Below are 12,054 nucleotides of genomic sequence, written 5' to 3'. Positions count from 1 at the left end.
GATGAACTCCGTCTCGAAGTCCTCAAGCTCGCGAAACGCTGGAAGCCGAAAACAAGCCGGTGAAATGGGCGGGGTGTGACCGGAACACCGCTTACGATGGCTCCTCCCCTGATTTGATTGGTCAAACAGCAACTACAAGCATGGCACTTGGATGCTGGGCGTGGCAGATGTCCACATCATCAGGTCAATCCGTAGTAACTTGCTCTGCCAGCTCTTCGAAAATTCTGGACAGCAAAGCCAGTCTCTTTGCAGACAGATTCTCGGTGGACTCTGCTGTCACCACACCCTTTTTGAGATAAACGTAGAATTCGCATCCCGCGGGCGCGGGCATGGCGTGGATGGAGAAATCGACGACGCCGAGCTGTCCGAGTTCCAAAATAATGAGCTGGAAACTTGCTGGCGTGTAGAAAGTTGCGTGGGCGTCCTCATAATCGGAGGAGGAAAGAAGCAGTTGATTGAAGCGCTGAAAACCAGAGGTGAGGCAGTCATCTCCAAAAAATCTAGGTTGCACGGGCACACCCGGTGACCACACTATCTGATCATTATTATGTACGTTTACAGAAATATTCTCAAAAATTGTCTTGGGCGTATGGCGATCCAGCCTTTGCGCGTGTGACCAAAGATAGTCACCAGTTGTACTCGGAAACTTGAAAAAATCGAACATGTATCTCTTGTCAGGAATGACCAGTGACAAGAGCCCATCGGGCTTAAGGAGGCTTGAAGCTGCCTGCAGAAAGCCCAAGGGGTCGGGGAAATGTTCAATGACGTGGCTTGCCAATAAGGCATCAAAGGAGCCCTGATGACCCTCAGGAAGCGCGGTGAGAAGACTGCCGCTTTTCCAGACAAAGTCGATATCTTCAATAGCGTCCGTATTCTGATGATCTTTGTACTTCAAACGTAACTCTTCAGCCGTAGCATGGTCCACATTGAGTGAGTTCCATCCTTCTCGACGGCTGACAAGCGGCCTATAGCCGGGGCCAATTTCCAATACCTTCATACTCTTATCGAGCAACGATATAGCGGGGTGAGGCTGTGGTTTGTATGCTCGGCCCTCTCTGATGCCATATTGCAGATAGTGCTGATCGCCACGCAATCCCGCACGCTCAACGTCCGGATGAAGGTCTAGATAAACCCGCTCATCAAAGTCTTCAGGTAGCTTGTCGATTGGCAATTTCTCCCCCCATCATACTCCGAGCCTAGCTTCTTGCGTTGACCGCGATCGACTAGAAATATTATTTTCCTCTAATATACAGTATATCCCAGACAGTAGCGGTGTTCCAGTCACCTCCCCGCTTTCATTTTCCCAACGCTCATTTCCGCGAGGACGGCGTATGGGGCGAGAACCGCGATACTGTTTTCGAGCTGATCCGTAGTCTGGGGGGCGAGCCGTCCGGGCAGCGTCCGGAATATTATGCGGGGACGATGTTCTGGGCCGCGCGAAAACCGCTTGAGGCGCTTCGCAAGCTCGACCTCTCCATCACCGATTTCGAGCCAGAAAACGGTGCGATCGATGGCACGCTTGGCCATGCCATGGAGCGCCTCTTCGGCATGCTGCCGGCCATGCTGGGGCAGAAGCTGGAAGATGCGCCTGTCACCTACGATCCGCCCGGTCTCTTCCCCGCCGGAGAGGGTTAGGCCATTTCCTTTATCGGCACGGAGAAGATCGCGCCCAGGATCTGCTCCACGGCGTTGCCCTGCACGGTGAGCGGCAGGGCGACGACATGGGCGTCCCGGCTGTCGTTTCTCTCGTTCAGCATCAACGCGCGGGCATAGACGGGCGCGACGGTTTGTAAGGCCCGGCGGTTGATTTCCAGCCAGCGGGCCTGTGTCCGCCAGCGATGGGGCAATGTTTCGGGGGTGCCGCAGATTTCGGAGATGAGCTTGCCCGTCCGCTCTTCGCCCGACAGGCGGCTCAGCTCGGTCCCGTAAAGGCGGATCCGGAAATCCTCACCATTGTCGACGACTTCATTGATGATGAGATAGGGCAGGAGCGCCGGAATTTCGGTGGGCCGGATATCGCTCCGGAAGGGCATGGCGCGGTCGCCGCGCTTGGCGAGCCAATACTCCGCCAGCTCGATGGCGGCGTGATGCTCCGGCCGGTCGAGATAGTCGATATCGCCTTCCAGGTAATGCTCTGTATCTGAATCCAGTCTCAGAGAGCCCATCGTCGACCCCACTCCTGGGCAGGCAGCCCCGCCCATGTATCGCTTTATGTTAAGCAGGGGCCGGTTAACGATTTGCTTCCGAATTGACTGAAATGCAGGCTTGTGCCGTCGGGCTTTCGCGGGGGCTTCGATGGGGGCTCTCGCGGGGGCGGGCTCAGCGCGTGGGAACCGGATGCTCGCCGCGATAGTCGTAGAAGCCGCGCTGGGTCTTGCGGCCGAGCCAGCCCGCCTCGACATATTTCACCAGTAGCGGGCAGGGGCGGTATTTCGAATCCGCCAGCCCGTCATAGAGCACCTGCATGATGGAGAGGCAGGTGTCGAGACCGATGAAGTCTGCGAGCTGCAGCGGCCCCATGGGATGGTTGGCGCCGAGCTTCATGGCCTTGTCGATGCTCTCCACCGAGCCGACGCCCTCATAAAGCGTATAGACGGCCTCGTTGATCATGGGCAGCAGGATGCGGTTCACGATGAAGGCCGGGAAGTCTTCGGCATTCGCCACTTCCTTGCCCAGCGATTTCGCGAAATCCTGGAAGAAATCGAAGGTTTCGTCGTCGGTGGCGATGCCGCGCACCAGCTCCACCAGCTCCATCACCGGCACAGGGTTCATGAAATGGACGCCCATGAAGCGTTCCGGCCGGTCCGTGGAGGCGGCCAGCCGGGTGATGGAGATCGAGGAGGTATTGGTGGCGATAAAGGCGTCTTCGCGCAGATGCGGGCAGAGATCGGCGAAGATGGCGCGTTTCACCTCTTCCTTTTCGGTGGCGGATTCGATCACGACATCCGCGTCCTCGAAGGCGGTGTAGTCGGCTGCGGCGGAAATGCGGTCGAGGGCTGCTTCCTTGTCGGCCTCGCTGATGCGGCCGGAGCTTGCCTGGCGCGTCATGTTGCCGTTGATGGTCGCAAGGCCCGCTTCGATGCGGTCTTCGGACACATCGTTGAGCGCGACCTCATAGCCCGCCAGCGCACAGACATGGGCGATGCCGTTGCCCATCTGACCCGCCCCGATCACACCGACTTTTCGAACCTTCATCTCTCATCCGTCCCGCTTGGCCCGGGGGGAGGGCGATGGCCTGTCCCCCGCGAATGATACACAAAACGCATGGGGGCACGGCGCGGTTTTCATCCCGCGCGACCCGTGCCCCCATCTACAGGTTTTCCATGGATTGCTGCGCTGCGCAATATCTATGGGCGGGCTATCGGGCATGAAAAAGGCGCTGTCCCGGGGGGACAGCGCCTGATTTCGCTTCGTGGAACGGCGGAAGGCTCAGCCGAGCGCTTCTTCCAGCTCCGGCACCGCCTGGAAGAGGTCCGCGACCAGGCCGTAATCGGCGACCTGGAAGATCGGGGCTTCCTCGTCCTTGTTGATGGCGACGATGACCTTGGAGTCCTTCATGCCCGCCAGATGCTGGATCGCGCCGGAAATGCCGACGGCGATGTAAAGCTCGGGCGCGACGATCTTGCCGGTCTGGCCGACCTGGTAGTCGTTCGGCACGAAGCCCGCATCCACCGCCGCGCGCGAGGCGCCGACCGCGGCGCCGAGCTTGTCGGCGACCTTTTCGAGCATGGCGAAGTTTTCGCCGTTCTGCATGCCGCGGCCACCGGAGATGATGACCTTGGCCGAGGTCAGTTCCGGACGGTCCGACTTCGTCAGCTCTTCGCTCACGAATTCGGAAAGGCCCGGGTTCTCGGCCGCATCGACCTTCTCGACAGAGGCCGAGCCGCCGTCGCCCGCCGCCGGGAAGGCGGTGGTGCGCACGGTGATGACCTTCTTGGAGTCGGAGGACTTCACGGTCTGGATGGCGTTACCGGCATAGATCGGACGCTCGAAGGTGTCGGCGCTTTCCACGCCCACAATGTCGGAGATCTGCGCGACATCGAGGAGGGCGGCCACACGCGGCATGAAGTTCTTGCCGACGGTGGTGGCGGGCGACACGATCGCGTCGTAGGAGTCGGCAAGCTTCACCGCGAGAGCGGCAAGCGGTTCGGCCAGCGGATGCTCGTACTGCGCATCGTCGGCCACGAGAACCTTGGCGACGCCGTCGAGCTTCGCGGCGGCTTCGGCCACTGCGTCGCAACCCTTGCCCGCGACGAGCACATGCACGTCGCCGCCGATTTTCGCCGCGGCGGTGACCGTCTTGGCGGTCGCGTCGCCGAGTTCGGCGTTGTTGTGGTCTGCAATTACAAGCGTGGTCATCCGATCACTCCCGCTTCCTTGAGCTTCGAAACGAGCTCCTGAACAGATTCAACCTTGATACCGGCTTCGCGCTGCGGCGGCTCGGTCACCTTCAGCACTTCAAGGTGCTGCTTGATGTCCACGCCGAAATCGCCCGGCGCCTTCTCATCGATCGGCTTCTTCTTCGCCTTCATGATGTTGGGGAGCGAGGCATAGCGCGGCTCGTTCAGGCGAAGGTCGGCGGTCACGATGGCCGGCATCTTCAGCTTCAGCGTCTGAAGGCCGCCGTCGATTTCGCGCGTCAGGTTCAGCGTCTCGCCGTCGATTTCGACCTTGGAGGCGAAGGTGCCCTGCGCCCAGCCCAGAAGAGCGGCCAGCATCTGGCCCGTCTGGTTGCAGTCGTCGTCGATCGCCTGCTTGCCGAGGATGATGAGGTCCGGCTTTTCTTCTTCCGCGATGCCTTTGAGGATCTTGGCGACGTTGATGGGTTCGACCACATCGTCCGTCTTCACCAGGATGCCGCGGTCGGCGCCCATGGCGAGCGCGGTGCGGATGGTTTCGGTGGCCTGCTGAACGCCGATCGACACGGCGACGACTTCGGTGGCCTTACCCGCTTCCTTCAGACGAACCGCCTCTTCAACGGCGATTTCATCGAACGGGTTCATGGACATCTTCACATTGGCGAGGTCGACGCCGCTCTGATCCGATTTCACACGGATCTTTACGTTGTAGTCGACAACCCGCTTGATCGGAACGAGCACTTTCATTGAGGTGAACTCCCTGCGCGTTGCACCGGTTCTCGGGCTTTGCCGGTTTCCCGAAGATTCCGGGGCCGGTTCTGCCGTTACCGTTGGCTCCTGACCGGTGTGCCGGTCCTTGTCGGTTCCGCACCGCCTCGAGGGCGGCGCGACGGTCTCAAATCCTTCGGGCCAGCCTTTCCCGCATGGATTCCATGCGGCGGAAATCGCTGCTCCTCGGGGGAAACTCTGGCTGTCCATATAGAGATAGACAGCTGCTGCGGTGCGGCAACCTAGTGTGAGGATATGCCCCTGTCAACGCGAGGGGGGCCCTGCGGGCAGGTGCGCTTCCCGCGACGTAAGGGAAGGCGCGCCGGAGGGCTTGCGGCGCCTTTAGCGGCTGCCGCCCGGCACCCAGAGAACGTCGCCGTCGCCCTCGGCCTTGTTGACGTAACGTGCTGCGACGAAAAGGAAATCGGAGAGCCGGTTGAGGTAGCGGAGGCAGGCTTCGCCGATCGGCTCTTTCGCTTCCCCGGCAAGCGCCGTGGCGATCCGTTCGGCCCGGCGGCACACCGTCCTTGCATGGTGCAGATGGGCCGCGGCCGGGTGGCCGCCCGGCAGGATGAAGGAGCGCAAGGGCTCCAGTTCGCCGTTCAGGCGGTCGATCTCGGATTCGAGCCGTTCGACCTGGCTTGCGACGATCCTGAGCGGTTCATAGCCCAGCTTTTCCTGCTCGTCGGGGCCCAGGGACGGCGTTGCGAGGTCCGCCCCGAGGTCGAAGAGGTCGTTCTGGATACGCCCCAGCATGGCGTCGAGATCGGGCATGTCGCGCGTGTGCAGGCGGGCGACGCCCAGAACGGCGTTCAACTCGTCCGAGGTGCCGTAGCTTTCGATCCGCAGTGCGTGTTTGGGCACACGTTCGCCGGTCGCAAGGGCGGTGTCGCCCTTGTCGCCGGTGCGGGTATAGATCTTGTTCAGCGTGACCATATCGTCTCCGGCACGGGGTATCGGGTATCGGGTTCAAGCGGCTTTGCCGGAGATCATCCGCGTCAGCGTCGCGTCCCTGGCGACGAAGTGATGATAGAGCGCGCCGCCGATATGCAGCACCAGCAGGCCGCAGATGATGAAGGCGTTGATCTCATGCGCTTCGTGGCCGATGCCGTTCAGCGTGTCGTTCTGCACGATCTTGAGCGGAATGACGCCGAAGGCATTGATGGACTTCTCATGGAAGGACACCATCATCAACCCGAAAATCGGTTGCAGCGTGACGGTGAGCATCAGCAGGTGATGCACGGATTTGGCGAGAATCTGCTGCCAGCGCGGCATGGGCAGCAAGGCGGGCCGGGGATGGCCCATCCGCCAGCCGAGCCAGAGGACCAGCACGGCGAGCGTCACGATCCCGAAGCCGAAATGAAGCGTCGCCGTGTCCCGGCTCATGGTGAAGCCGCCCAGGATCATCAGCAGGACGAGCACCGCCGCCGCCCAGTGAAAGGCGCGCCGTCCCGCGCCGAAACCCGTTCCTTCGCTCGTTGTCGTATCCGAAGACATCGTTTCTCCCCCTGTTCCTGCCGAAATTCCTGTCGGTCGCCGCGCCGGGCGGCGACACAGACTCGCGTGACCGGCCCCGATAGGCAAGCGCGAACGGTTCGCAAGTTTCGCCGGGGATCCGGGGTTTCGCGGATTTTTCTCTTTGCGTCCCCCTCCCTCTTGTTGCGTACCCCCCTCCCTGACCCTCCCCCGCAAGGGGGGAGGGAAAATCAGGACGGCGTCTCGTCATGTCACCTCCCCCCTTGCGGGGGAGGTCGGTCCGAAGGACCGGGAGGGGGGGACGCAACAAAGCGGATACCGCACTTGACCTCCTCGCCAAATCGGCCAATCTCTCGATCAGGCTTGGCCGAAGCCTCCATGTCCCGCGGAAAGGGCTGCGCCCCGGCCTGACGATATAAAGATCCGAGCATTCGGTTTCCTTTTCGTCTGATCGGCGGGCACGGACGCGATGAAGAGGAACCGGCCATGACCGATCCCGATGCCGCCTTCGCGGCAAATCCTTTCCGACTCAATCTCGAGCAGCAGAAAAAGCGCGCCCGCGAGCTGCAACGCGCCGTCGATGCGGGCGACGCGGCGGCGCTCTTGCGCGCGCAGGCGCAGCGGCAGGACCTTGCGCCGCCCCTGCGGCTTGCCGATGCGCAATTCGTCATTGCCCGCGAGCTCGGCCTGCCGAGCTGGCCGAAGCTCAAATCGCATATCGAGGCGCTCGACAGCTCCGCCGGCGCCATTCGCGCGGGCCGTATTCCCGACGCCGATATGCCGACGCTTCATATTCGCTGCGGCCACGATATCGGCGAGGCGCTGGCGCTTGCCGGTTTCGAGGGGCGCTTCCTGGAATATTCGGACCCGTTCTGTCAGGGCCCGGTGGTGCCGGGGGACGACTGGCTGGCGCGGCGCGTCGATTTTCTGGCCGAGGCCTATGGCGAGGAAATGGACCGGCCGAAAAGCGATATCCGCGCCGGGCTGATGGCGGAAGAGGCCGGGCTTGCGCGGGCGCACGACTATCAGCGCGTCGCGCTCTGGTTCGAGCATGACAGCTACGACCAGCTCATTCTGGCGCGCGTGCTCGCGGTTCTCGCGGAGATGCCGGGGCGGCCGCGGATCGAGCTTGTCTCCACGGATGCCTTTCCGGGGGGCGAGCGGTTCATCGGCATCGGGCAGTTGCCGCCCGAGGCGCTGCATCTGCTCTGGTCCCGGCGCGCCCGCGTGACGGAAGCGCAATGTGCGCTGGGCGCGCGCATCTGGTCCGCCTTGCGGGCCGACGATCCGACCGACCTCTGGACGATCGCGGAAAACGGCGCGGCGGCGCTTCCCTTCATGAAGGGCGCGCTCGACCGGCATTTGCAGGAACTGCCCGGCGCGGGAGACGGCCTCTCGCTCACCCAGCGGCTGATCCTGCGTATTCTCGACGAGCGGGGCAGCCTGACGGCGGGCCGCATCTTCGCGGCGCTGATGCGCGAATACGAACCATTGCCCTGGCTCGGCGATCTCATGTTCTGGCGCATTCTCGCGGAAATGGCTCTGGCGGAAACGCCGGTGCTTACCGTCGAGCCGGGCGGCGCATGGCCGCAACGCATGGTCGCGCTCACCGATACGGGCCGGGCCTGTCTGGCAGGGCGGATCGACTATATGGACCTCGCGCCGCCGGAGCGCTGGGTGGGCGGCGTCCGCCTTCTGCCCGGCGCGCCCGTCTGGCGCTGGGATGGGGCGGCGGGGCAGCCCGTTCGAGGCCGATAAGGAAAAGGGCCGATAAGAAAAAGGGCTCCCGCAAGGGAGCCCTTTCCCGTTCCGCCGCGCGCGGTGGCGTCAGAAACGGTAGCCGTAGCGAATGCCGACATCGGTCATGCCGTCGTTCTTGTCGCAGAGACCGGCATTCGACATATGCTCGAAGGTGGCCATCAGCGAGTGATTGGGCGCGATTTCATAGCCCAGCGACAGCGTTTCGTGGAACAGCAGCTTGCAGCCATAGGCGCGGCTGGAAGTGGAGGTGTTCCTGGTTTCGCCATTATGCAGCGCGCCGCCGAAACTACCGTCGATGAAGAAGTTGCTGCCGAGATCGAAATTCCAGCCCAGCCCCGCATAGCCCAGGCTCGTGCCGCCATTGGTGTTGATCGTGGCGCCGATCAGGGGACGGGGCGAGAAGGCCCAGTCCAGGAATGTCGGCGAGGCCAGCAGCAGCTCGACATTGATGTCCGGCGCGGCGGTTTCGCGGCGCGGCCGGTCGAGGATCGTGTCGTGATCCATGATGCCGATGCGGATTTCGTCGCCCAGCGGGCTGGCATCCGCCGTGCCGGGCAGGAAGACGGCGCCGAGCGCCATCGCGACGGCCAGGCAGCCCGTGCCGGCCGTTTTCACAAGTCTGTTGGAAATCACTCTTTTGCCCCTCTTTTCAAAAAGCCCCGATTCCCGAGTGTTATGGAAACGAGATTAGACCGGGGCTCCCCGGAAGCAAGATGCAAAATGCCGGCTCTGCGTCGCGGCGGCCCGGCAAGGAAAAAGGGCTCCCGCAAGGGAGCCCTTTCTGCAAGCCGTCGCGGCGGCGAGGCTTTAGAAGCGATAGCCGTACCGGATACCGATATCGGTCATGCCGTCGTTCTTGTCGCAGAGTTCGGCATTCGACATATGCTCGAAGGTCGCCATCAGCGAGTGATTGGCGGTGAGGTCGTAGCCGATCGAGATGGTTTCGTGGAACTGGACGCGGCAGCCGTAATTGCGGCTGGAATTCGTCACCTTGTCGGTTTCGCCGTTATGGATGGCGGCGCCGAAGCTCGCATCGAAGAAGAAATTGCTGCCGAGATCGAAGTTCCAGCCAAGACCGGCATAGCCCAGGCTCGTGCCGTCATCGGTGTTGATGGTCGCGCCGATCAGCGGGCGGGGCGAATAGGCCCAGTCCAGGAATTCCGGCGAGGCGAACAGCACTTCGGCATTGATGTCCGGGCTGTCGGTTTCGCGGCGGTCGCGGATCAGGCCGGTATCGTGGTCCATGATGCCGATGCGGATTTCTTCGCCGAGCGGGCGGGCATCCGCCGTCGTTGCGGGAAGGACGATGGCGCCGAGCGCCAGTGCCGCGGCCACGCCACCGGCCATGGACGATTTCAGAGACTTGGTCACAGCCACGATGATCCTCTTGTCTTGTTGCCTTCCCACCCCGGGAAGATGCCGCAATTTACATGATTTGCCGCCCGGTACCCGATGCAAAACTGCAACATATGCCGCCCGCTATGCGGACGCGGGCCGGGAAAAGCCGCAAACGCCTAGCGGCTGGCGAAGTAAAGCCCGGTCATCAGCACGATGATGGCCACGAATTGCAGCCCCACGCGCCAGCGCATCAGGGTCTGCGAGCGATTGGACGAGCCGCCGCGCAGCATGTTCCAGAGACCGGCGATCAGGACGATCACGACGACCAGAACGGCGAGCGGGCCGAGATAGCTGAAAAGTTCACTCATTGAAGCGTCCCCTTTCGGGCTTTTTTCTTTTCTCTTCGGAGCGGGCGGTGCGCGGTCAGTTGGCCCCGTCCAGCAGACGCCGGGCAATGACCTGCGCCTGAATTTCCGCCGCGCCCTCGAAGATGTTGAGGATACGCGCATCGCACAGCACGCGGCTCACCGGATATTCCAGCGCGAAGCCGTTGCCGCCATGGATTTGCAGGGCATTGTCCGCCGCCGCCCAGGCGACGCGGGCGGCAAGCAGTTTCGCCATGCCCGCTTCGAGGTCGCAGCGCCGGCCGCCGTCCTTTTCGCGCGCGGCGAAATAGGTGATCTGGCGCGCCACCATGATTTCCACCGCCATCATGACGAGCTTGCCGAAGACGCGGGGGAAGGCATAGATCGGCTTGCCGAACTGGATGCGCTCCTGCGCATAGCGAAGGCCGAGTTCCAGCGCGCATTGCGCGACGCCGACCGCGCGGGCCGCCGTCTGGATGCGGGCGCTCTCGAAGGTCTGCATGAGCTGCTTGAAGCCCTGGCCTTCCTCGCCGCCCAGCAGGTTTTCCGCCTTCACCTCGAAATCGTCGAAGCCGATCTCGAACTCCTTCATGCCGCGATAGCCGAGCACCTCGATCTCGCCGCCCGACATGCCGTTGGCGGGGAAGGGTTCGTCGTCGTCGCCGCGCGGCTTTTCCGCGAGCAGCATGGAAAGGCCCTTGTAGCCCGGCGCATCGGTGGTGCGCGTCAGCAGCGTCATCACGTCGGCGCGGGCGGCATGGGTGATCCAGGTCTTGTTGCCGCTCACCTTGAAGACGTCGCCCTCGCGCCTGGCGCGCGTCTTCAGGCTTGCAAGGTCGGAGCCCGTATTGGGTTCGGTGAAGACGGCGGTGGGCAGTTTTTCGCCGCTGGCGATCAGCGGCAGCCATTTGTTCTTCTGTTCGTCCGTGCCGCCGCCCAGAATGAGTTCGGCGGCGATTTCGGAGCGCGTGCCGAGCGAGCCCACGCCGATATAGCCGCGCGACAGTTCTTCCGACACGACGCACATGGATTCCTTGCCGAGGCCCAGCCCGCCGAATTCCTCCGGGATGGTGAGGCCGAAGACGCCGAGTTCGGCCATGTGCGAGACGACCTCCAGCGGAATATAGTCGTCCTTCAGATGCCATTCATGCGCATACGGAACGACTTCGGCATCGGCGAAGCGGCGCATCTGGTCGCGGATCGCATCATAGGTTTCCTCAAGGCCGGTATCGCCGAAGGTCGCCGCGCCCGCCTGCGTGCCGAGGATTTCGGCAAGGCGGGCGCGCACTTCCGCCGTGTTGCCCCGTTGGGTCAGCGTCTCGACCGCCGGGATCATCAGCTCGCGCTGGTCGTCCTGGCTCAGGCCCATATCCTGCGGGCGCAGAATTTCGCCCTGGCTCATCGGGATGCCGCCATAAATCTGCCAGAGATATTCGCCGAAGGCGATCTGCACGATCAGCGCTTCCGTCTCGCCGAAGCGGCCTTCGCCCGTCATGCGCTCGGCATAATCGGCGAGCTGGCGCAGCGCCTCCACATAGGTCGCAAACCAGGCCAGCCCGTGGGCGGCGAATTGTTCGCGCTCCAGCGCGGCCGCCGACACCTTGCCGTCCGCCACGACCTTTTCACGCACGCCCGCGCGGGCCTTGGCGAGCAGCTTGTCGGCCGCCGTCACGGCTTCCTTGGCAAGCCCGATCAGATTGTCGAGAACGGCGGGGGAGGTCTGGCTCATGGCGATACTCTTCGGTTTCGGGTCGTTTCGGGCCGGGTGAAACGGCCGGGCGGGGCCCCGCGCGCAACGGGGAACTAGGCCCTTATATATCGCGCTTGGGGCATGCGGCCAGTGCTGCGCTGCGTCATATTTGCCTCCCTGCCCCGGCGCGGGGTGGTTCGTGGGGTTTGTACATCCCCGCGGGGCAGGATAGAAAGAGGCCCTTCGCGGCGGCGGCGAGGGGGTTTGCCGGCCCGGAGAATGCCAGGAGACCGGGGAG

13 protein-coding genes are annotated in these 12,054 nt (G+C 62.9%); 2 read left to right on the top strand and 11 right to left on the bottom strand.

The window, feature by feature from the left end:
- Nucleotides 1–184: 184 nt before the first annotated feature.
- Nucleotides 185–1,171, bottom strand: a complete 987-nt coding sequence (locus FHS78_RS13655) for a class I SAM-dependent methyltransferase (protein WP_167094922.1) — start codon at nucleotides 1,169–1,171, stop codon at nucleotides 185–187.
- A gap of 101 nt (nucleotides 1,172–1,272) precedes the next feature.
- Here FHS78_RS13655 and FHS78_RS13650 point away from each other — a divergent pair, with 101 nt between their 5' ends.
- Complete coding sequence (locus FHS78_RS13650) at nucleotides 1,273–1,635, top strand: rhamnan synthesis F family protein (protein WP_167094921.1); 363 nt, start codon at nucleotides 1,273–1,275, stop codon at nucleotides 1,633–1,635.
- On the opposite strand, the gene FHS78_RS13645 is transcribed toward FHS78_RS13650, so the two are convergent.
- The 6 genes from FHS78_RS13645 to FHS78_RS13620 form a co-directional block, all read right to left on the bottom strand.
- Nucleotides 1,632–2,165 carry a PAS domain-containing protein gene (locus FHS78_RS13645; RefSeq protein WP_167094920.1) on the bottom strand — a complete coding sequence of 178 codons (534 nt, stop codon included), beginning with the start codon at nucleotides 2,163–2,165 and terminating at the stop codon, nucleotides 1,632–1,634. The genes FHS78_RS13650 and FHS78_RS13645 overlap by 4 nt on opposite strands.
- A gap of 154 nt (nucleotides 2,166–2,319) precedes the next feature.
- The gene (locus FHS78_RS13640) at nucleotides 2,320–3,195 is read right to left on the bottom strand and encodes a 3-hydroxybutyryl-CoA dehydrogenase (RefSeq protein ID WP_167094919.1); all 876 of its coding nucleotides are present in this window, start codon (nucleotides 3,193–3,195) and stop codon (nucleotides 2,320–2,322) included.
- A 234-nt stretch (nucleotides 3,196–3,429) separates the two neighbouring features.
- Nucleotides 3,430–4,359 (bottom strand): electron transfer flavoprotein subunit alpha/FixB family protein, encoded by a 930-nt coding sequence (locus FHS78_RS13635; RefSeq protein WP_167094918.1) that lies wholly within the window; start codon nucleotides 4,357–4,359, stop codon nucleotides 3,430–3,432.
- The gene (locus FHS78_RS13630) at nucleotides 4,356–5,105 is read right to left on the bottom strand and encodes an electron transfer flavoprotein subunit beta/FixA family protein (RefSeq protein WP_167094917.1); all 750 of its coding nucleotides are present in this window, start codon (nucleotides 5,103–5,105) and stop codon (nucleotides 4,356–4,358) included. Before FHS78_RS13630 ends, FHS78_RS13635 begins: the two co-directional genes overlap by 4 nt.
- Nucleotides 5,106–5,468: 363 nt before the next feature.
- Nucleotides 5,469–6,062 carry a cob(I)yrinic acid a,c-diamide adenosyltransferase gene (locus FHS78_RS13625; protein WP_167094916.1) on the bottom strand — a complete coding sequence of 198 codons (594 nt, stop codon included), beginning with the start codon at nucleotides 6,060–6,062 and terminating at the stop codon, nucleotides 5,469–5,471.
- Between the two features lie 33 nt (nucleotides 6,063–6,095).
- Nucleotides 6,096–6,623 carry a cytochrome b gene (locus tag FHS78_RS13620; protein WP_167094915.1) on the bottom strand — a complete coding sequence of 176 codons (528 nt, stop codon included), beginning with the start codon at nucleotides 6,621–6,623 and terminating at the stop codon, nucleotides 6,096–6,098.
- Between the two features lie 465 nt (nucleotides 6,624–7,088).
- Here FHS78_RS13620 and FHS78_RS13615 point away from each other — a divergent pair, with 465 nt between their 5' ends.
- A complete protein-coding gene (locus FHS78_RS13615) occupies nucleotides 7,089–8,360 on the top strand; it encodes a DUF1835 domain-containing protein (RefSeq protein WP_167094914.1) in 1,272 nt (423 codons plus the stop codon).
- A gap of 69 nt (nucleotides 8,361–8,429) precedes the next feature.
- Here the strand turns inward: FHS78_RS13615 and FHS78_RS13610 are convergent, their stop codons facing one another.
- The 4 genes from FHS78_RS13610 to FHS78_RS13595 all read right to left on the bottom strand — a co-directional run bounded on the left by FHS78_RS13610 (nucleotide 8,430) and on the right by FHS78_RS13595 (nucleotide 11,795).
- On the bottom strand, nucleotides 8,430–8,996 hold the full coding sequence (locus FHS78_RS13610) for an acyloxyacyl hydrolase (RefSeq protein WP_167094913.1): 567 nt from the start codon (nucleotides 8,994–8,996) through the stop codon (nucleotides 8,430–8,432).
- A gap of 174 nt (nucleotides 8,997–9,170) precedes the next feature.
- Nucleotides 9,171–9,740: an acyloxyacyl hydrolase gene (locus tag FHS78_RS13605; protein ID WP_167094912.1), complete on the bottom strand. Its 570-nt coding sequence runs from the start codon at nucleotides 9,738–9,740 to the stop codon at nucleotides 9,171–9,173.
- A gap of 137 nt (nucleotides 9,741–9,877) precedes the next feature.
- Nucleotides 9,878–10,069, bottom strand: coding sequence for a twin transmembrane helix small protein (locus tag FHS78_RS13600; RefSeq protein ID WP_167094911.1), 192 nt, complete (start codon nucleotides 10,067–10,069; stop codon nucleotides 9,878–9,880).
- 55 nt (nucleotides 10,070–10,124) lie between these two features.
- The gene (locus tag FHS78_RS13595; protein ID WP_167094910.1) at nucleotides 10,125–11,795 is read right to left on the bottom strand and encodes an acyl-CoA dehydrogenase family protein; all 1,671 of its coding nucleotides are present in this window, start codon (nucleotides 11,793–11,795) and stop codon (nucleotides 10,125–10,127) included.
- Nucleotides 11,796–12,054: the final 259 nt, after the last annotated feature.

Origin of the sequence: Parvibaculum indicum (genome assembly GCF_011762095.1) — a bacterium.
Lineage (GTDB): Bacteria > Pseudomonadota > Alphaproteobacteria > Parvibaculales > Parvibaculaceae > Parvibaculum > Parvibaculum indicum.
This window is presented reverse-complemented; position numbering and strand designations above follow the sequence as displayed.